This is a genomic window from Streptomyces sp. NPDC055025 (genome assembly GCF_053608565.1).
Window position 1 is genome coordinate 64,478 of record NZ_JBSGVS010000035.1, and the last position, 19,520, is coordinate 83,997.

The following is a 19,520-nucleotide window of genomic DNA, read 5'->3' on the forward strand; positions in this document are numbered from 1 at the left end:
TCGGGACCGTCGGGCCGGTCGGGGAGATCAGGTTCGTCGGGCAAGTCAGGCTCGTCCGGTGCCTCCGGTGCCTCCGGTGCCTCCGCCACGTCCGGCACGTCCGGTACGGGGGAACTCGTCCGGCGGCTCGGGCTGTTCGACGCCGTGACCATCGGTCTGGGAGCCATGATCGGCGCGGGCATCTTCGCCGCGCTCGCCCCGGCCGCCGCGGCGGCCGGTTCCTGGCTGATGGCCGGGCTGGCGATCGCCGCCGTCGTGGCCTACTGCAACGCGACCTCCTCCGCCCGGCTCGCCGCCCGCTACCCGGCCTCCGGCGGAACGTACGTCTACGGCCGTGAGCGGCTCGGCCCGTTCTGGGGGTATCTCGCCGGATGGGCCTTCGTGATCGGGAAGACCGCCTCCTGCGCGGCGATGGCACTGACCGTGGGCGCCTACGCGTGGCCGGGGCAGGCGCACGCGGTGGCGGTCGCCGCCGTGGTGGCGCTGACCGCCGTGAACTGTGTCGGGGTGCAGAAGTCCGCGTGGCTCACGAGAGCCGTCGTCGCCGTCGTACTGGCCGTGCTCGCCGCCGTGGTCGTCGTCTGCCTGACCGCAAGTACCGGGGGTACGGGGGGTACCGGGAGTACCGGTAGTTCCTCCGCCCTCGCCGACCTTGCCCCTGCCGTCACCTTCGGCGGGGTGTTGCAGGCGGCCGGGCTGCTGTTCTTCGCGTTCGCCGGTTACGCGCGTATCGCCACGCTCGGTGAGGAGGTCCGCGACCCCGCCCGTACGATCCCGCGCGCCATCCCCCTCGCGCTCGGCATCACCCTGGTCGTGTACGCCGGTGTCGCGCTCGCCGTCCTCTCCGTCCTGAGCCCCGGCAGGCTGGCCGACGCCACGGCGCCGCTCGCCGAGGCGGTACGCGCGGCGGGCGTTCCCGGTCTGGCCCCGGTGGTACGGGTGGGTGCGGCCGTCGCCGCCGTCGGCTCGCTACTCGCGCTCATCCTCGGCGTCTCGCGTACGACCCTGGCGATGGCCCGCGACCGGCACCTGCCGCATGTTCTGGCCGCCGTGCACCCGCGCTTCAAGGTGCCGCAGCGCGCCGAAATCGCCGTCGGCGCGGTCGTCGCCCTCGCCGCCGCCACCGTGGATGTGCGCGGTGCGATCGGCTTCTCGTCGTTCGGGGTTCTCGTCTACTACGCCGTCGCCAACGCCGCCGCCCTCACCCTCACCCGCGCCGAGAAGCGCCCACCGCGCGCCGTGCCCGTACTCGGGCTCGTCGGCTGTCTGCTCCTCGCCTTCGCCCTGCCCCTGTCCTCGGTCGTGTCGGGCGCCGCCGTACTCGCGGTCGGCGCCGTCGTGTACGCGGTCCGCGGGCGTCCGCGGTCCGGCGGGCCCCGGTCCGGCAAGCTCCGGTCCGGCGGGCCCAGGGCGGCGGGAGCGTGATGATCGGAACGGTGTGACGGGTGTGATCAGAACGTAGCTTCCCAGCGGCTGCGCGGCGGGCGGGAAGGTCGCACTCTTGGCCGTATGAGTGATGCACCGATCGTCGTCCACCGGGCGTCGGGGACAGGCGGGCGGCGGGTCACGGTCCGTGGGCGGATCATGGGGCTCGCCCACTCCGACACCCATCTCGTCGAATTCCTGCGGCTGGCCGGTCTGCCCGATGCCTGGGAACTGCTCGACGACCCGGAGTGGGTGGAGTGGCAGGGTGGTCCCGCGCACGAATACAGCGTCGTATGAGGTACGGCTGAGGTACGGCGTCGTATGAGGTGATCATCCTCCGCGCCCCTCAGCCCCGTCGGCGCCGAGCCCCCGGTCGGCCGAGCCCTCCGCCCGCGCGCCGGTGGCGCCGAGCCCCCCCGCTGGGCGCCCCCGCCCGAGCCCCCGCTCCCGCTGGCACCCGCGCCCGCGCCCGTTCGTTCAGTCCGGCGGGACCGTCGCCGCGATCGACGTGAGCTGCGTCAGGCTGTCGATCCGCCAGTCCGCCGCCTCCACCACCTCCGGATCGTCCGCCCACAGATAGCCCCATGGACCGCGCCGCAGATGGGCGGTGCGCAGGCCGGCCCGCTGGGCGGGGAACAGGTCGTACGCCGGATGGTCGCCCACGTACAGCGTTCTGTCGGGCGCCGCCCGCGCCGCCTCGATGACATGGCCGAAGAACTCCGGAGCCGGTTTGGCCACGCCCCACTCGGCGGAGGTGGCCACCAGATCCACGGGCAGATCGAGGCGGCGCAGCAGATCACCGGCCTTGACGGTCTGGTTGCCCGCGAGCACGACACGGATGCCGAGGGCCCGGAGACCGGCCAGGGCGGGCCGTACGTCGGGGTAGAGGTCGGACTCGTCGAGATGCTCGCCGCGCCCGGCCGCCTCCCTGGCCCGGTGGGCCTCGCCGATGTCCATACCGGGCTTGATCAGATGGAGGGCGTCGGCGTTGTCCTTGTTCTGGACGGTGGCGGCGCCCACCAGCGCGGAGATGGTGTGCCGGGGAATCCCCAGCCAGTCGGCCCATGAGGCCCAGTAGCGGTCGTCGCGTACGAGGGTCTCGCCGACGTCGAACACGATGGTTTCGATCACCGGTCCAAGCGTAGGGGGACACGCTCCGCCGATTGTCAGTGGCTGGCCGTAGCCTGTCTCCTATGTTCGCTTCCTCGTCCGCTCACTCCTCTCACTCCGGTCCCCGTCCGACTTCTTCGGCTTCTTCGGCTTCTGTGGCTCCTTCGGCTCCTTCGTCCGGTTCGGTGGCGGGTGCGGAGTCCCGTGCCCTGCCCGGCGCCGTCCGCTCCGCCACCGTGGTCAACGCGGAGATCCGCGCCCTGTGGGCACGGGCCGGCGGCGCGCTCTCGTCCGCCGAGCAGGAGCGTTACCAGCGGCTTCTGGTGGAGTGGGCCGCGGCCGTACGGGCCGACGTCGTCACGGCCGCCTAGTGCGGGGTGCGTTGACGGCTCTGTGACGGGAGCCATGACGGAAGCCGTGAGGGGGCTGTGACGGGAGCCGTGGCACGGCCCGGCGGGTCCCCATGGTGTTCCCGTGGCCAGTGGTAATGATCCTGCTCTGAATGGCGTAAGGTTGTGTTTACCGACGCGGGGTGGAGCAGCTCGGTAGCTCGCTGGGCTCATAACCCAGAGGTCGCAGGTTCAAATCCTGTCCCCGCTACTGAAAAGAGTGGCAACAGCCGAAGGCCCGGATCCCAAGTGGATCCGGGCCTTCGCTGCGTGTCCGCGTGTCCGCGTGCCTGCCTGTCCGGGTGTCCGCGTACCTCTGCGTGTCCGCGTGCCTGGGTGCCTGGGTGTGCCTGGGGATCCGTGCCCCCAGCACCGCACCCGGCTTCCTCGCGCTTGACCTTTACGCCGCGTCAAGTTCTACCGTCGACGTCATGGAGTGGTCGATCCAGGAGATCGCGAAGAAGGCAGGGACCACGAGCCGCACGCTCAGGCACTACGGCGAACTGGGGCTGCTGACGCCCAGCCGCACCGGCGCCAACGGCTACCGCTACTACGACCAGGACGCCCTGGTCCGGCTCCAGCGGATTCTGCTGCTGCGGGAGCTGGGACTCGGGCTGTCGGAGATCGCCCGGGTCCTCGACGGCCGGCAGGACACGGCCGTCGCCCTGCGCACGCATCTCAGACTGCTGGAGCAGGAGCGCGAGCGCGTCGAGCGGCTGATCGCGTCGGTGCGGACCACTCTCCACAAGACCGGGACGGGAGAGGAACTCATGGCCGGGGAAGTGCTCGACGGCTTCGATCACACACGGTACGAGCGGGAGGTGACCGAGCGATGGGGCCGGGAGGCGTACCGGAAGGGCGACCGCTGGTGGCGCGCGCTCAGCGAGGAGGAACGCCAGGGGTTCCAGGACCGGCACGAGGCCATCGCCCGCGACTGGGCGCGGGCGAAGGAGTCGGGGCTCGCCGCCGACAGCGACGAGGCCCAGGCCGTCGCCCGCCGTCATTGCGACTGGCTGTCGGTGACGGCGGAACCCACGAAGTCGTATGTCATCGGCGTGACGCGCATGTATGTGGACGATGCACGCTTCACAGCGGCCTATGACAAGTACGGTGAAGGGACAGCAGTGCTCGTACGGGACGCCATGAAGGTGTACGCCGAGCACCACCTGACTGGCTGACCGGTCGTACGGCCGGTCGGTCGGCAGACTCGGCGGCGACCGGGCAGCGGCTCGGCGACCGACGCGGCGACCGACCGGCCATATGACCGAACGACCGGGCCGTCCGGCCGCCTGACCTGCTGAGGAGCCGGTCGCGATCCGACCTCCTCCATAGCCCACTCGGCCGACGGCGAGTCGCCGCCGAGGACGGCAGCGGCCAGCCTGGGTGGGGCGCGGTACCGTCCGCAGCCCTAGGCGGAACCGGGCAGGTGACCACTGGTGGGGAAGCTGAGCAAGCTCAGGGAGAACCTGAGTGGCAGAGGCACGCGGGCCGACGACCTGACCGGTCCGATGTCCGCCGACGGGTCACCGATGCCGGAAAGCCATATCCGTACCAGCCGTCGGCTGGTGCGTTTTCTGCCTGTCCTGGTGATCGTCGTCGGGGTGATCCTCGATCTCTCGACGCCGACGCGGGTCACCGCCGCCCCCCTGTACGCCGCCGCCCCCCTGGTCGCGGCGCCGTTCTACCCGCTGATCGGCACGCTGCTGATCAGCCTCGCGGCGGTCTGCGCCGAACTGTCGATGCACCTCTACGCCAACTCGCTCAACACGCTGGAGTCGCTCAGTGAGTTGCTGACGGTGGTGATCGTGTCTCTTCTCGCGCTCTACATCGGCGGGGTACTGCGCCGCAGCGGGCAGCGGCTCGCCTCGGCCCGGATCATCGCCGAGACCGCTCAACGGGCGGTGCTGCCAAGACCCGCCGAACGGATCGGCGGGCTGCGTATCGCCGCGCGGTACGAGGCGGCCCAGGAGGGCGCGTTCATCGGCGGCGACCTGTTCGCCGTACAGGACACGCCGTACGGGGTACGACTGGTGGTGGGGGACGTACGGGGGAAAGGGCTGGAGGCGGTCGAGGCGGTGGCCGTCGTCATCGGGTCCTTCCGGGAGGCCGCCGAGCAGGAGAGATCGCTGGAGGGGGTGGCGCAGCGGCTGGAGCGCGCGCTCACCCGCGACGGGAGCAGACGAGGCGGGCTGGACGCCTTCGAGGGGTTCACCACGGCGGTGCTCGCCGAGATCCCGCACGACGGGAGCGTGGTGCGGCTGGTCAACCGGGGCCATCCCGATCCGCTGCTGATGTGCGAGGACGGCGCGGTACGGATGCTGGAGACGCGCGACCCCGCGCTGCCGCTCGGGATGAGCGAACTGGCCGCGTGGCCGGACCGTGCCCAGCAGGCCGTCTACCCGGCCGGCTCGACGCTGCTCTTCTACACGGACGGACTCTCTGAGGCGCGTGACGCCCAGGGAGTCTTCTATGTGCCGATGGACCGGCTCGACGGACGGATCTTCCAGGGGCCCGACGAACTGCTCCAGGCGCTGATCGACGACGTCCGGCTGCACACCGGCGGCGGGAGCCAGGACGACATGGCGCTGCTGGCGGTGAACCGCCCCACGGAGGGGCAGCCGGAGCGGCGCAGGACGATACCCCTCGTTCCCTGACGCCTTCCCTGCTGCCGTTTCCCGGGGCCGTTCGCTGACGCCGAGTCCGCCGTCACCACCGTGTGTGATCGACAGGTATCCCTCCGCATAACATTTGACACACCGTCAGATATTCGGGGTGTACTGAAAGGAAGTCAGCTCGCCCGATTGCGTATGCATGTGCCCTGGTGTGTCCGATGCGAAGTTGTTAATGATCACCGGGAACAGCTTGGAATAAGGGCCTGGTCTCTATTAACGTTCGATAACGCAGCGCGGTCGTCCCAGCCGTCGTAAGAGTCGGCACCGTGCTCACGCGCCGAATCCCGCAAGGGAACCGGGGAACCACCAATTGGGGTGAATCGGAAGTTCTTCGCTGCCTTGTGCGGCGTAGGGCGACCGTAGGAGACCTTCCTGCTCCGAACCCGTCAGCTAACCCGGTAGGCGAGAAGGAAGGAAAGGAGTGCGCCTCAGTGGCGTCCAATCAGCCTGCCCCCACCGCCCCCTTCGAAACCACCTCCTTCGGCAGCGAGCCGGAGCGGGCATGGGGCGAGTGGAACCCGACCGAGGAGTCCGTACGCCCGGTACGCGGCAGGCATCGCGTCGGCAAGCAGCGCAACGGCTTCGCCCGTAGCTCCACCGTCCTCGGCGTCGGCGTCATAGCCGCCGTCGGCGCGGGCGGCATGGCCACCGCTCAGGACAAGCCCGCGGTCTCCATATCCCTGCCCGACGCCATCACCGACAATCTCCCCGACGCCGGGTCGCTCCCGGGCATGGGATCGCTGGCGGCGGACGAGGCCGAGCCGGACCTGCTGGCCAGTGCCCCGCTCACCACCGCCGGTATGACCGCCGCGGACGCGGAGCAGGGCGCCACGGACGCGGGCGAGGCCCTGCGGGCCCGGATCCTCCAGCAGGCGGAGCAGCAGCAGAACGAGGCCGACGCGACGGAGAAGGCGGCCGCGGAGCGCGCGGCGGCCGAGCAGGCCGCGGCACTGGCCAAGAAGCAGCAGACCGAGGCCGAGAAGAAGATCGAAGAGGCCAGGAAGAAGGCCGAGGCGGAGGCCAGGGCCAAGGCGGAGGCGGAGCGCCTCGCGAAGCTCGCGGCCAGCTTCGCCCTTCCCACCTCCTCGTACACCATCACCTCGACCTACGGTGAGTCCGGCTCCATGTGGTCCTCCGGCTACCACACCGGTCTGGACTTCGCCGCCCCGACGGGCACCCCGGTCAAGGCCGTGCACAGCGGCACGGTCACCTCCGCCGGCTGGTCGGGCTCGTACGGCTACCGCACCATCCTGGAGCTGGATGACGGTACGGAGATCTGGTACTGCCACCAGTCCTCGATGACCGTCACCGCCGGGCAGAAGGTCACCACCGGCGAGACCATCGGCCGGGTCGGCGCGACCGGCAATGTGACGGGACCGCATCTGCACCTTGAGGTGCACACCGCGGGTGGCTCCGGTATCGACCCCATGAGCTGGCTGAGCAGCAAGGGCCTGACTCCCTGACCCGGGTGTGACCCCATGACCCGGGCTCGGGTCTCCGTCCCCGATCCCTCGATTCCCCGATTTGACCCCGTGGCGCGACTGGCACAGTCCGGTCCCCGGCGGCTCCGGCGCTCGCCCCCCGACGCCTGGGCCGCCGGTCCCGTTTCCGGACCCGACCGGACCGGACCGGCACGTTCGTCCGTGTTCGTCCACGTTCGTCAGTACTGGCGGTACGGGTTGTAGCCGTCGTAGTCGATGTACGGCGGAGGCACCGGCACCCGGCCCGTGGCCCGCGCCGCATAGGTCAGGGCCGGTCCCGCCGTCTCCCTGCGCTGCCAGAGATGGTGCAGCAGCTCCTGCTCGCGCTCGACGAAGTCCGGGCCGGCCTTGCCGCGCTGGGCGTGGTGGCGCAGAAACGCCAGGGACGTCGCGAACGCCTCGTACTCGCCGACCGATCTGGACGCCTGGGGCCCGTACGTACGGCCCGCGAAATCGCGTGCCACCGTGCGCGCCCGCATTGAGGAGAGCGCCTGGGGCGCGGCGGCCGGCAGCCAGCCCGCCGCCGCGTACGCGGGCAGCTCGGCGGAGACCGTACGCAGCTCGCGCTGTCTGCTCCAGATCGCCAGCCAGGTCAGCAGCCCGAAGGCCGGCACCATGAACGCCGCGTACACGGCGTAGAAGCCGAACGGGCCGAAGAGCGACGTCGAGCCGTTCCACAGCGCGTGCATCCCCATCGCCAGCGCCAGACCGAGCGGTGGAAGGGCGAACCGCCGGATCCTCTGGCGACGGGTCGCCATCGCCGCCAGCCCGAAGCCTATGCCCGTGAGCACGGTGAAGAGCGGGTGCGCGAACGGGGACAGCACCACCCGTACGAAGAAGGTCGCCGCCGTCATGGCGGGCAGGCCCGTGCGGTCCGCGGTCTGGTCCTCGCCGAAGGCGCTGCCGAGATAGAGGATGTTCTCGGTGAAGGCGAAGCCGGTGGCGGTGAAGCCCGCGAACACGACCCCGTCGACCAGCCCGGTGAAGTCCCGTCTGCGGAACAGGAAGATCAGCAGGATCGCCGCGGCCTTGGCGCTCTCCTCCACGACCGGTGCTATCACCGTGGCGCCCAGGGACTCCGCGCCCGCCGGGTCCGCGGTGGCGATGGCTATCCACCGGGTCGCGAAGGTGTTGGCGATGATCGCGACCAGGGCGGCGGCGAAGGCACCCCAGGCGAACGAGAACAGCAGATTGCGCCAGGGGCCGGGGTCGACGCGGTCCAGCCAGCGGAAGGCCGCCATCAGGAGCGGTACGGGCAGCACGGCGAGGCCGAGACCGACCAGAAAGCCCTCGGTGCCGGTCTGGTCCCGCACGAGCGCCAGGATCACCAGCGCGCAGAGTGCGAGCAGCGTGATCACGGCCCCCGCCCGCACCGCCCGGTGCCGCCAGAAGGCGCGGCGCGGGCGATAGCGCCTGCGGGCAGGGTCCGGTACGGCGGTCCACAGGTCACCGAGCTGTTCCTGCTGCTCGTAGACAGGGATCGCCGGGCCCGGATCGGGGCGCTGCTGCGAGGGTTCCGACACCCGATGACCCTAACGAGAGCCACTGACACTGGCGATGGTGCCTCTGCCGCTACCGCCGGTTACGGGGCTACGGGGGACGGGGTTACGGGCGGACTCGGGGCGCGCCCTACGGTCAGGTCGCGGGTCAGCGGGTCAGGTCGGGTTAGGCGGACGGCCGCCCCGGCCGTTCCGGCTGTCCCGGCCGCCCCGGCCGTTCCGGCAGATCCGCTACGCGGCGGAACAGCAGATCGCGTACGGCATGGCCCTTGTCGAGCCCCTGGCCCTCGAACCGGGTCAGCGGCCGGAACGCGGGCCGGGGCGCGTATCCGCCGTCCGGCCGGGTGTTCTCGAAGCCCGGGTGGGCCGTCAGCTCCGCGAGCATCTGCTCGGCGTACGGCTCCCAGTCGGTCGCGCAGTGCAGTACGGCCCCGGGCCTGAGCCGGCTCGCCGCCAGGGTGAGGAACTCCGGCTGGATCAGCCGCCGCTTGTGGTGGCGCTTCTTGGGCCAGGGGTCGGGGAAGTAGACCCGCAGTCCGTCGAGGGACCCGGGCGGCAGCATCTCCCTGAGCAGGATGATCGCGTCGCCGTTGGCCACCCGGATGTTGGACAGTCCGTTCTCCTCCGCGAGCCGGAGAAGATTTCCCTGGCCGGGGGTGTGTACGTCGACCGCGAGTATTCCGGTGCCGGGGTCGTCCGCGGCCATGCGCGCGGTGGCCTCGCCCATCCCGAAGCCGATCTCCAGGACGACCGGCAGCCCGCCGAACAGCTCGTACGGATCAAGGACCCGCTGGCCGTCGATGTCCAGGCCCCAGGCGGCCCACAGCCGCCGCAGCGCGTCGGCCTGGCCCGTGGTGACGCGGCTGCGGCGCGGCTGGAAGCTGCGGATGCGCCGCTCGAAGTGCGACCCGGCGGGATCGGCGGCGGGCCCGTCGCCGTCGGGGAACATCCGGCTCATCATCCGCGCCCCGGCCCGCTCGGCCGTCCCGGCGCCGCTGGCCCCCTTGATCATGCCCTGCTCAACAGACTCGGCCGCCTCGGCCATCTCAGTCATCCGTCCCGGTCTTCTCGCGTTCGGCCACCACGCACCGATTCTACGGAGCGCCCAGCGAGCACCCCCGCCACGCCCGCCCGCCGGGGTATCTCTCGCCGAAGCGCTGCCGAGCCCGCCCGAGCCCGCCCGCACTCGCCCGGGACGCGAAAGAAGCTTCTGGCCGACGTCGTCGTAGCCGGCCTCACCGCCGGGCAGCGGGACCGGCGCGGTGTCGCACCGGTCGCCCGTGTCGTCGAACATGTCGAATACGAGTCGCGGGTCCATGGCTGTGCCACCCGACGGCGGGTACGGGGCTACTTGTCGTCGAGGTCTTCGCCGAAGGTGACGTCCAGCTCGGCGGTGAGGGCCTCGGCCAGTTGGAGTGACTGGGCCCGGTCGATGACGATCTGCTTGAGCGAGGTGAGGCCGCGGACCTGGGAGAGGTCGTTGCCCCGAAGGTCCAGGCCGCGGTACTTCCCGCCGTCGAACTCGGTCAGCCGCAGATCGCTGTCGTCGATCAGGGCGGCGCCCAGATCGGCAGCGACGAAAGCGGTCTCCCGCAGCGAACACCTGGCGAAGATCACAGGCCCGGCGGCCCGGACGCGGGCGAAGGTGCTGTAGTCCAACTTGCAGTTCTCGAACAGGACGTTGTCGAGCGTGACGTCTTCGAGCGTGGCGCCCATGAGCTTGCAGTCGCGGAAGACGGCTCTGGAGATCTTGCTGTCGGTCCACCGCAGGGAGGACAGGTCGCAGCCTGTGAAATCCACGGAGTCGACGCGGATCTTCTCCAGACGGGTGCGCCGGGCCTTGAGGCCGGTGATCCTCCCGTCCATCAGATGGGTGTCGGCCAGGTCGAGGTCCCGCAGGTCCGCCTCGGCGTAATGGAATCTCGTCATCTGGCCACGGCCGCCCCCCAGCGAGGTGACGTCGGAGAGGTGGAGGCCCGGCTCGTTCAGGGTGGGGAGCGTGACGCTCGTGCGGCGGATTGTGCGGGTGTCCATCAACAGCCTTTCCGGGCGGCGGCTCGGTCACCGGTGCTGCCGGCACGCCCGGGGCGTGCCGGCAGGCGCCGTCGTGTCCGCGAGTTCCGGGGAGAGCAGGACCACATCACCCTTCCAGGAGATCGTGGGGATCGGGTCGAGGCGGCGCCGGTCCCAGTCGGCTTTCTGGCCCGAACGGATCAGCTGGAGATACTTGGCGAGGCGTTCGACTTCCCGGACCGGCGGGGCGCCAGGGTGCTCGCGGGTCCGGATGAGGGTGCGGCGCCAGAACTCCTCGGCCTGGACCGGAGTGGGCGGCTGCCGGTCGGTGTTGACTCCGTGATCAGAGTTGCGTTGGTCTGCACGCAGTGCTGGACCCGGCCTGCCCGCCGCAGGTCACGGACCGGGACGGGGCGTCCGTGCGGACACGTGGGCGTTCCGCTTCTGCTGAGGCGGGCCGCTTCAGCGTCCGCCGAAGAGCCTGGCTCGTGCCTCGGCGCGCTTCAGGTACGCGGCGTGTTCCGCTGCCAGGTCCACGATGGTGAACTCGTCGAGTTCCATGAGGAGTTGGCCCGCGAGCACCCAGCCGAGCCGCCGGCTTTCAAATGCCACGCCGCCGGCGTCGTACATCACCGGGAACGGCCCGCCCGGTTGGTACAGCGCTCCGTGCACCCCCGCCACCACGAATGTCTTCACGCGCAACGCCACATGGCGTTCGCGTAAGTGCGGGCAGGCCCCCACCGACGTCACCGCGCACGGTACGCACAGGGGCGGATGCGTGGTGACGTAGCCGGGCTGGCTCAGCTCCGGGTAGTCCGCGTCCTCGCCCACGACCCACAACGTGCCGTCGTCGGTACGGTCGGACGGCCCGCCGCAGATCTGGCACAGCAGTTTGCGCATGGCGTGGCGCTGGCGCAGGAAGTGCACGTTCCCGAACTCGGGCCGTCCCTTGCCCGGACTGATTCCGATCCGCTTCCACAGCACGCCCATGTCGTCGCGCTCGTACGGTCCTTCGTCGGCGTACGCGATGCCGTCGCCCTTGGCGATCAGCACACCCCTGGGCCTGTGCTCGGAGGACCAACAGGCGATGTACGGCACGACATCCGGCCGTGCTGTCCCGCCGAGCGGAGGCCGTTCGCCCTCATCCGTCCCCGACAGGTCAGCCATGCTCCGGCCCCCCGCCCGGCGCGTTACGCTCCGCCGCGCTCCGCACCGACAACGACGCCCAGATCATCTTTCCCGGCCCGGCCCGGTCGGCCACTCCCCATTCGTCCGCCAGCGCGTCGACCAGGAGCAGCCCCCTGCCGTCGAGCGCCGCCGGATCCGGGGTACGCGGCTGCGGGCGGTCCGGCGAACCGTCGTGCACCTCGATCCGCAGAGCCCCCGAGCTGCGGAGATAGCGCGTCTCGATGATCTGCTCCGGCGTCACCTTCGCGTGCAGCCCCGCGTTACTGAGGAGCTCCGACACGATCAGGACCGCCGAATCCTCCAGCTCCGACAGCCCCCAGCCGGCCAGCGACTTCCGCAACTCCAGCCGCGCCAGCGCAACGCATCTCGGGTGACTGCTCCACCGCAGCACAACGCTGTGCTCCGTTGAGTCCGGCCTGCGATTCCCGTACATGTCACACGCCCTCCATCTGCCCTTTTCGCCCTCGGCCAACTCGGCTGCGTCGCTGCGGGACTTGCGAGGAGTGCGCTTGCAGGGCAAGGCCGACTCCGCTCCGTAGCGAAACGACTACCGGAGTGACCTAGCGTGGCGTAGAGTCCACCTGTCCTCAACTTGCGTGGTTTGATCGGAGAGTTGGTTGCGCGGATGGTGAACCGCAAGGAGCTGGACCCCGAAAAATCGCCCGGTGCCCGCTTCGGAGAGCGTTTGCGCTCGCTGCGGGATGAGCGCGGTTGGACGCAGGACGAGCTGGGGGAGCGCATGGGGTGCTCCGGAACGCACATTTCCGCCGTCGAAACTGGTCGTCGGCCGCCAACTCCGCGCTTTGCGGAGAGCGCTGACAGGGCATTCGGCACAGGCGATCGGCTCGAACGTCAGGGTCGGGCCGTATGGAACACCGCGATACTGGAAGGGTTCCCGGAGTTCGTTGCTCACGAGGTCCGCGCGGCAGAGATCAGGCTCTTTGAGCTGGGCATCATTCCCGGGCTGCTCCAGACACCGGAGTACGCCGCATCCATCACCACAGGTGCCATGCGACGTGGAGCGATCACGGAGCAGCAAGCAGAAGAACGGCTGGCTCTAATCGCAAAGCGACAAGCGTCCCTGGAGCGGACTCCCACACCGCTGGTCTACGCGGTGCTGGACGAGAGCTGCATTCGGCGACCGGTGGGCGGTCCCGGGGTCATGGCGGCACAACTGGACCGACTGGCGGAGTTCGCAGAGCTGCCCTCAACGGTCATCCAAGTGGCTCCGTACGATCTCGGCGAGCGGCGCGCGTTCGATCTGCCGGTTCACCTGCTGACGCTGCCGGACCGGTCCCAGCTTGCCTACGCCGAGTCCGCCCAGCAGGGGAGGTTGGAACGCGATATGAGGTTCGTCCAGCCTCTGTTGACGGCCTACCATCAATTACAGGCCGAGGCACTTTCCCAGGCGGCTTCCGTGGCCATGATCGACCAGGTACGAAAGGGCATCCTGTGACGACCGATTCCCCCCGCTGGTTCAAGTCCTCCTACAGCAGCAACGGCGGCGCCTGCGTGGAGGTCGCCGCCAACCTCGTCGTCTCGCGCGGCGTGGTTCCCGTCCGTGACTCCAAGGATCCGAGCGGCCCAGTTCTGAGCGTCCCCGCCGGTGCGTTTGCCTCGTTTGTGGCGGGCGTCAAGGCGGGCGAGTTCGCTGGCACCGTTGACGTATGAAAGGGCACCCCGTGACGACTGAGTCGCCTCGTTGGTTCAAGTCCTCCTACAGCGCCAACGGCGGCAGCTGCGTGGAGTGGGCCCCCGCGTACGCGTCCGCTACCGGCGTGGTTCCTGTCCGTGACTCCAAGGATCCGAGCGGCCCAGTTCTGAACGTTCCCGCCGGCGCGTTCGCCTCGTTCGTGGCGGGTGTCAAGGCGGGCGAGTTCGCCCGCACCTTCGGCGCTTGATCCGCGCGCACCCCCTCGCCCTCAGGGCAGAGGGGGTGTGTCAGTCCTCGCCCAGCACCGCGAGCGCGCGTCTGGCGACCTCGCGGCCGATCGGCAGCGACGCCGTCGCCGCCGGGGACGGTGCGTTGAGGACGTGGACCGTGCGCGGGCGCTGCCGGATCAGGAAGTCGTCCGCCAGCGTGCCGTCCCGCAGCACCGCCTGGGCCCGTACGCCCGCCGTCGCCGGGCGCAGATCCGTGTCCCTGACCGTGGGGAGCAGTCTCCGTACCGCCTTCGCGAAGGCGCGCTTCGACAGGGAGCGGTGCAGCTCGCCCGCGCCGTACCGCCAGTGCCTGCGTGCCGTACGCCAGGAGCCGGGCCAGCCCAGGGTGTCCGCCAGCTCGGCGGGCCGTACGGTCCGCCAGGTGTAGCCCTCGCGGGCCAGCGCCGGGACCGCGTTCGGTCCGACATGGACGGCTCCGTCGATGCCCCGGGTCAGATGCACCCCCAGGAACGGGAACGCCGGGTCCGGCACCGGATAGACCAGGCCGCGTACGAGATCGGGCCTGGCCAGTTCGTAGTACTCGCCCCGGAAGGGAACGATCCGCATCCCCGGGTCGTCGCCCGCGAGCCGTGCCACCTGGTCGCACTGGAGCCCCGCGCAGTTCACCAGCACGCGCGCCCTGACCACGTCCCCGGCCGCCGTACGGACCGCGACACCCCAGGGGCGGCGGTCCACGGCCGTGACCTCCGCGTCGTACCGGACGGACGCGCCCGTCGCGCCCGCGGACTCCGCGAGCTGCTCCGCGACCGCCAGGAAGTCGCAGACCCCGGTCGTGCCGACATGGATCGCCGCGAGCCCGCGCACCTGTGGTTCGTACTCGGTGATCTGCGCCGGGCCCAGCTCCCGCACCGGGATGCCGTTCTCCCTGCCGCGCTGGACCAGGGCGTGCAGCCGGGGCAGCTCGTCCCGCTCCGTGGCGACGATCAGCTTGCCGGTGACCTGGTGCGCGATGCCGTACTCGGCGCAGAACTTGACCAGCTCGGCGGAGCCGCGCGCCGCGTACCGCGCCTTGAGCGAGCCGGGGCGGTAGTAGACACCGCTGTGGATCACCCCGCTGTTGTGGGCCGTCTGATGGCGTCCGGGGCCCGGCTCCTTCTCCAGCACCACCACGCGGGTGCCCGGCGCGGCGCGTGTGATGGCGTACGCCGTCGACAGGCCGACGATCCCGCCGCCGATCACCAGCACTTCGCAGTCGAATCCCACGCGTCCGCTCATAGCGCGCGCCACCTCCCACCCCGATAGTGCACTGGCCCGCCGACAACGCGCTTAAACCACGAATCGACAGACCGGTACGACAAGTAGGCACGGAGTGCCGCCACCAGCCCCGACGGGCCCTCGGTTCCGCCCCGCGCGGCCCCCCACCCCGGTGCCGCCAGGCCCCTGCGCGGGTGCCGCCGGCCGGGACCCGGCCCCTACGCCGGTGCCACCAGCAAGGGCCGCGCGCGCTCCCGCAGCTCGACCACCCGGGGCTCGTCCCCGTACGGCTCCAGGCGGTGCAGCAGATCCCGTACGTACTCGGTCGTACGCGCCGAGGAGATCCGGCCCGCCACCTCCACCGCCCGGGTGCCCGCCGCGCACGCCGCGTCGAGATTGCCCGACTCCAGTTCGGCGACCGCGCTCACCACCAGGCGCAGCCCGTGCGAGCGTACGAACTCCTCCGTCGGCCGGGAGAGCGCCTGCTCCGTGAAGCGCCGTACCTGGCGCGGCGCCTTCAGATCGCGGTAGCACTCGGCGGCGTCGGCGGCGAATCTGTCGTACGAGTAGAAGCCCAGCCAGGACGGGTCCGCGTCACCCTCCCGCGAGCGCTCCAGCCACCCTTCAGCGGCCTTGAGCGCGGCACCGGCGGCCACCGCGTCACCCGCCTTCGCGTGCGCGCGCGCCTCCACCAGCCGGAAGAAGCTCATCGTGCGCGCGGTGGCGAGACCGCGATTGCGCTCCAGCGCCGCCTGCGCGAGGTCCACACCCTCGTCCGCGAAGCCGCGATAGGTCGCCTGGAGGGACATGGAGGCCAGCACATAGCCGCCCAGCGGTACATCGGCGGCGGCGCGCGCCAGCCGCAGCGCCTGGATGTAATAGCGCTGCGCGGCCTCCTGCTGTCCCGTGTCGAAGGCCATCCAGCCGGCCAGCCGGGTCAGCTCGGCGGTGGCCCCGAAGAGCCCTCGGCCCACTTCGTCGCTGTACGCGCCGAGGAGCAGCGGTGCCGCGTCGACCCGCAGGCACTCGGGCACCATCGACGAACGCCAGTCCCCGCCGCCGTACTTGGAGTCCCACCGTCTGGCGTCGGACGCCGCCTCGCGCAGCTTCGCCACATCGCTGTGGCCCACGCGCAGCGGCGAGACCTCGCCGGACGGGTCGGAGCCCTGGCCGGAGCCCTGCCCGCTCCCGCCGTGCGCTCCCTGCGCCGCCTCCGCGACCGCCGGATCCCGGGCGACCGAGGAGTCGGCGGGTGTTATCAGCCACCGGGAGGCGGGCGTCGCGTAAGCGCTCACTGCGAAGGATCCGGCCAGGGACTGCCAGATGCCGCCGCTACCCGCGCGGCGGCCCGCCAGATCCAGTCGGTACAGCTCCGTCGCGGCGCGCACCGCCTCACCCACGTCACGTGGGAAGGCGAGCCCGACCTCGGGGGCCGGATCCGCGTCCGCGAGGCCGATCTCATGGAGTGGGACGGGACGTCCCAGTTTGGCTCCGATGGCGGCGGCGATGAGATGGGGCGCCGCACCCTGCGGAACCATCCCCTTCGACACCCATCGCGCCACGGAGGTCTTGTCGTAGCGAAGTGTCAGACCGCGCTGCGCCCCGAGGTCGTTGACCCGCCGGGCGAGGCCGGCGTTGCTGATTCCCGCGAGGGCGAGAACGGTGCCGAGCTTTTCGTTCGGCCCGCGTAGCTCCCTGGACATGCGCCACCCCTCGACACACAGACGGCCGCCGCGTCCGCGGCATAGGCGCGCGGCATTCGTAAACCCAGCGTAGTTCGCCACATCCCGACCGTTAAGGGGCGGACTTCCGTATGGCGGGATTGTTGTCCGTGCTCCACGGCGGGGTTCGGTCCCCGAGCGGTACGCCGTGCTCCGGCTGTGTAGCGTGCGCCCGGCCGTGCGCTCTTGGCCCGGCGGGAGCGGGAGCGCTTCCATGAGACCTGCGTGGGTCGGCCCACTGCGTACTGGAACCAGTGGGCTGGGGGATACCGCCGCCCCAATCCCCGCGGGCGGTGGATCAGTCCGGGAGGCGGCGAACGCCTCCCGGACTGAGCGTGTGCCGGTGCTGAAGTGCCGTGCCGGGCCCGGAGTTTGGCTGAAACACGTCTGTCGGGGAAGCGCCGTGGAAGCGCCGCCGAAGCGCCGTTTCTTCGCCAAACGGCCAATGCCAGGGGCGCATTCGCTTTTCCGCGCGTGCTCCCGTAGGCCCTCCTGTGCGCTGTTGTCGTGGCAGCATGTTCCCGAACGGCTTCGGTTTCGGGCTGCTCGGAGTGGGTTGTCGAGCCTACTCTGTGGGCTCTTGAGCCTGATTCTCGACTTGTCCACAGGCTGTGGAGGCGGCGATGCGCTGGTTGGTGGGGTGGAGCAGTATCGCCGCGCGCTTCGGCACGGCAGGGCCGGCCGCCGGGTCGGGCGGACCCTCCGGACTTTCCGGACCCTCCGGTTCCGCCGGATCTGCCGGGTCCGCCGGCTCCATGGGGTCCCGGGGGTCCGTCGGCCCGGTCGGTGACGATCCCGAGGGCCGTGGCGTGCATCCCGTCGGCTCCCAGCTCCTGTGGGGCGACCCGGATCCGCTGTGGGCCGTGGGCGACTGGCGGCCCGACGAGATCCGGATCGTCAGCGTCGACCCCTTCACCAGGCTGGCCGTGCTGGGCTGCTGCGGGGCCAGCGACGAGGAACTGCGGGTCGGGCTCTTCGCCGCCCGCGGCGGCGCGCTGCGCCATCTCACCGCCTGGCCGGGCAGCTACACGGCGGTCGCCCAGATCGGCCGCCGGATCACGGTCGTGGGCGACCTCGCCGGGGCCAGGCCCGTCTTCTACACCCCCTGGGCGGGCGGCACCGCGTACGCCACCGCCGCCCTGCCCCTCGCCGATCTCATCGAGGCCCAGCTCGACATCGGGCATCTCGCCGCGCTCCTCGCCTGCCCCGAGACCCCGGAGGCGCTGCGCGACTCCACTCCGTACGACGGCGTCAAGCGCATCCCGCCCGGACACGCGCTGGTCCTGCGCGAGGGGTCGCGCGAGATCACCGGGTACGAACAGGTCGCCTCCCTCGCCGTCGCCGGACCCCAGCGGGACCCCGACCGGGCGGTGGAGGGCGTACGGGACGCCCTCGTGGAGGCCGTACGAGCACGGCTCCTGGCCCCGCGCCACGCGCCCGAGAGCATGCCGCCCGACCCGGGGCCCGTCCCCGGCATGGGGCCCGCCGAACGGCGCGCCGCGCGCGGGGGCCCGGTCCCCGGCATCGGCGCCGATCTCTCCGGCGGCAGCGCGTCGGGCACGCTCGCGCTGCTCGCCGCCGGGCTGCCTGGCGCGCCCGGCACGGTCCTCGGACACGGCACCGGCGCGGGCGAGCGGCTGCTCGCCGTCACCTTCAACGATCTGGCGACCGGCAGCCGCGACGAGGCCGAGCTGGAGCGGGCGCGGCTGATCGCCGCCAACCCCCGGCTGCACCATGTGGTCGTCGCGGCGGGCGAAGAGGCCCTGCCGTACGCCGACTTGGAAGGCCCGCTCACCGATGAGCCGGGTCCCTCCCTGGTCACCGCGGCGCGCCACCGGCGGCGGCTGGCCGCGGGCAGCGCCGACCACTTCACCGGAGCCGGTGCCCGCGAGGTGCTCGACGCGCATCCCGCGCGTCTGGCCGATCTGCTGCTCGACCGGCGCCGACGCCATCTGCTGCACCCGGTCACCGCGCTCGCCAGGGCCGAAGGGCCTTCGCCCGCCTCGCTGTTCATCCCGCTCACCGTGTACCGCGCGGCGCGCCGACTGGCCCGTACGCCGTACCGCACCGGCCTCGAAGAGGCGGCGGCCCGGCTTCCGCAGGCCAACAGGGCGGCGCTGTCCGCGTCCGCGAACGGCCCGCTGGGCGCCTCGCTGGCCGCCCTCACCTGGTCGCGACCCGGGCCCGCCGCGCGCTGGCTGACCGGGGAGGCGCTCGCGGAAGTATCGGTTCGCCTGTCGGCGGCGGCGATCCGGCCCACCTCCGTGCAGCGTCCCGGGGAGGCGCGCGCCCGCGCCGCGCTGGCCCGCCACGCCGCTGACCACCGTGTCTTCGAACAGGCCGCGGAGATCCGCAGCCAGCGGCTGCACGCGCCCTTCCTCGACAACCAGGTGGTACGGGCCTGCCGCGAGCTGCCCGAGGCGCTGCGCGTCCAGCCGGGCGCCCGCGCGGAGATCCTCCGTACGGTCCTGGCCGGGGCCGGTATCCATGACCTTCCGCCGGGCTGGGGCGCGACGTCCCGGGCGGGTTCCGCCGCCGCCACCCGCGCGGGACTGCGTACCGCCGTCGGTGAGCTGATCAGCCTCTTCGACGCGCCCCTGCTGGCCGACGCGGGCCTGATCGAGGCACGTGTCGTACGCAAGGCCCTGCGGGCGGCGGCCGAGGGCGAACCCGTACCGCTCGACGGTCTCGCCGATCTGGTCTCCACCGAACTGTGGCTGCGGCGCCTGCTGTCCCGCCGGGGCACCTGCTGGACGGGCACGGCGGCGCCGCGCCAGCGCGCGGTGGCGGGCGTGGTGGTCCCGCGGCCGACGCTGCACTCGTAAGGGAGCGCGCGGCGGCGGCCCTTCGCGCGGCCGGTGCGGCCGGAGCCGCCGGTGCGGTC

General features: G+C 71.5%; 18 protein-coding genes, 1 tRNA gene and 1 riboswitch. Of the genes, 11 read left to right on the forward strand and 8 right to left on the reverse strand.

Annotated elements, in window-relative coordinates; all coding sequences use genetic code 11:
• The first annotated feature begins 165 nt into the window (after positions 1 to 165).
• Both ACWGDX_RS21940 and ACWGDX_RS21945 read left to right on the forward strand, forming a co-directional pair.
• Entirely contained in the window at positions 166 to 1,425 is a 1,260-nt protein-coding gene (locus ACWGDX_RS21940; protein ID WP_453627989.1) for an APC family permease, read from the forward strand.
• 84 nt (positions 1,426 to 1,509) lie between these two features.
• Entirely contained in the window at positions 1,510 to 1,722 is a 213-nt protein-coding gene (locus ACWGDX_RS21945; protein WP_363079717.1) for a hypothetical protein, read from the forward strand.
• A gap of 180 nt (positions 1,723 to 1,902) precedes the next feature.
• On the opposite strand, the gene ACWGDX_RS21950 is transcribed toward ACWGDX_RS21945, so the two are convergent.
• Positions 1,903 to 2,553: an HAD family hydrolase gene (locus tag ACWGDX_RS21950; protein ID WP_453627991.1), complete on the reverse strand. Its 651-nt coding sequence runs from the start codon at positions 2,551 to 2,553 to the stop codon at positions 1,903 to 1,905.
• 167 nt (positions 2,554 to 2,720) lie between these two features.
• Here ACWGDX_RS21950 and ACWGDX_RS21955 point away from each other — a divergent pair, with 167 nt between their 5' ends.
• From ACWGDX_RS21955 to ACWGDX_RS21975, 5 genes are all read left to right on the forward strand, one after another.
• The gene (locus ACWGDX_RS21955) at positions 2,721 to 2,906 is read left to right on the forward strand and encodes a hypothetical protein (RefSeq protein WP_453627958.1); all 186 of its coding nucleotides are present in this window, start codon (positions 2,721 to 2,723) and stop codon (positions 2,904 to 2,906) included.
• Between the two features lie 155 nt (positions 2,907 to 3,061).
• A tRNA-Met gene (locus ACWGDX_RS21960) sits at positions 3,062 to 3,135 on the forward strand.
• Positions 3,136 to 3,355: 220 nt separating this feature from the next.
• Positions 3,356 to 4,102: a MerR family transcriptional regulator gene (locus ACWGDX_RS21965; RefSeq protein ID WP_453627959.1), complete on the forward strand. Its 747-nt coding sequence runs from the start codon at positions 3,356 to 3,358 to the stop codon at positions 4,100 to 4,102.
• 330 nt (positions 4,103 to 4,432) lie between these two features.
• Complete coding sequence (locus ACWGDX_RS21970; protein ID WP_453627993.1) at positions 4,433 to 5,578, forward strand: PP2C family protein-serine/threonine phosphatase; 1,146 nt, start codon at positions 4,433 to 4,435, stop codon at positions 5,576 to 5,578.
• Positions 5,579 to 5,861: 283 nt separating this feature from the next.
• Positions 5,862 to 6,016: riboswitch (cyclic di-AMP (ydaO/yuaA leader) on the forward strand.
• 11 nt (positions 6,017 to 6,027) lie between these two features.
• Positions 6,028 to 7,059 (forward strand): M23 family metallopeptidase, encoded by a 1,032-nt coding sequence (locus tag ACWGDX_RS21975; RefSeq protein ID WP_453627961.1) that lies wholly within the window; start codon positions 6,028 to 6,030, stop codon positions 7,057 to 7,059.
• Between the two features lie 197 nt (positions 7,060 to 7,256).
• Here ACWGDX_RS21975 and ACWGDX_RS21980 read toward each other — a convergent pair whose 3' ends face one another.
• From ACWGDX_RS21980 to ACWGDX_RS22000, 5 genes are all read right to left on the reverse strand, one after another.
• Positions 7,257 to 8,600, reverse strand: coding sequence for a PrsW family intramembrane metalloprotease (locus tag ACWGDX_RS21980; protein WP_453627963.1), 1,344 nt, complete (start codon positions 8,598 to 8,600; stop codon positions 7,257 to 7,259).
• Positions 8,601 to 8,742: 142 nt separating this feature from the next.
• Positions 8,743 to 9,537: a tRNA (guanosine(46)-N7)-methyltransferase TrmB gene (trmB, locus tag ACWGDX_RS21985; RefSeq protein WP_453627994.1), complete on the reverse strand. Its 795-nt coding sequence runs from the start codon at positions 9,535 to 9,537 to the stop codon at positions 8,743 to 8,745.
• Positions 9,538 to 9,923: 386 nt separating this feature from the next.
• A complete protein-coding gene (locus tag ACWGDX_RS21990) occupies positions 9,924 to 10,610 on the reverse strand; it encodes a pentapeptide repeat-containing protein (protein ID WP_453627965.1) in 687 nt (228 codons plus the stop codon).
• A gap of 441 nt (positions 10,611 to 11,051) precedes the next feature.
• Positions 11,052 to 11,756 (reverse strand): hypothetical protein, encoded by a 705-nt coding sequence (locus tag ACWGDX_RS21995; RefSeq protein ID WP_453627966.1) that lies wholly within the window; start codon positions 11,754 to 11,756, stop codon positions 11,052 to 11,054.
• Positions 11,749 to 12,168, reverse strand: coding sequence for an ATP-binding protein (locus ACWGDX_RS22000; RefSeq protein ID WP_453627968.1), 420 nt, complete (start codon positions 12,166 to 12,168; stop codon positions 11,749 to 11,751). The genes ACWGDX_RS21995 and ACWGDX_RS22000 overlap by 8 nt, the downstream gene beginning before the upstream one ends.
• A gap of 234 nt (positions 12,169 to 12,402) precedes the next feature.
• On the opposite strand from ACWGDX_RS22000, the gene ACWGDX_RS22005 reads away from it, so the two are divergent.
• The 3 genes from ACWGDX_RS22005 to ACWGDX_RS22015 are packed head-to-tail and all read left to right on the forward strand — an operon-like array spanning position 12,403 to position 13,678.
• Entirely contained in the window at positions 12,403 to 13,233 is an 831-nt protein-coding gene (locus ACWGDX_RS22005) for a helix-turn-helix domain-containing protein (RefSeq protein ID WP_453627996.1), read from the forward strand.
• Positions 13,230 to 13,448 carry a DUF397 domain-containing protein gene (locus ACWGDX_RS22010; protein WP_453627970.1) on the forward strand — a complete coding sequence of 73 codons (219 nt, stop codon included), beginning with the start codon at positions 13,230 to 13,232 and terminating at the stop codon, positions 13,446 to 13,448. Before ACWGDX_RS22005 ends, ACWGDX_RS22010 begins: the two co-directional genes overlap by 4 nt.
• An 11-nt stretch (positions 13,449 to 13,459) precedes the next feature.
• Positions 13,460 to 13,678: a DUF397 domain-containing protein gene (locus ACWGDX_RS22015; protein WP_453627972.1), complete on the forward strand. Its 219-nt coding sequence runs from the start codon at positions 13,460 to 13,462 to the stop codon at positions 13,676 to 13,678.
• Between the two features lie 40 nt (positions 13,679 to 13,718).
• Here ACWGDX_RS22015 and lhgO read toward each other — a convergent pair whose 3' ends face one another.
• Positions 13,719 to 14,936: an L-2-hydroxyglutarate oxidase gene (lhgO, locus tag ACWGDX_RS22020; RefSeq protein ID WP_453627973.1), complete on the reverse strand. Its 1,218-nt coding sequence runs from the start codon at positions 14,934 to 14,936 to the stop codon at positions 13,719 to 13,721.
• A 197-nt stretch (positions 14,937 to 15,133) separates the two neighbouring features.
• On the reverse strand, positions 15,134 to 16,618 hold the full coding sequence (locus ACWGDX_RS22025; RefSeq protein WP_363079699.1) for an MFS transporter: 1,485 nt from the start codon (positions 16,616 to 16,618) through the stop codon (positions 15,134 to 15,136).
• Between the two features lie 641 nt (positions 16,619 to 17,259).
• On the opposite strand from ACWGDX_RS22025, the gene ACWGDX_RS22030 reads away from it, so the two are divergent.
• The gene (locus ACWGDX_RS22030) at positions 17,260 to 19,461 is read left to right on the forward strand and encodes an asparagine synthase-related protein (RefSeq protein WP_453627975.1); all 2,202 of its coding nucleotides are present in this window, start codon (positions 17,260 to 17,262) and stop codon (positions 19,459 to 19,461) included.
• Positions 19,462 to 19,520 lie beyond the last annotated feature (59 nt).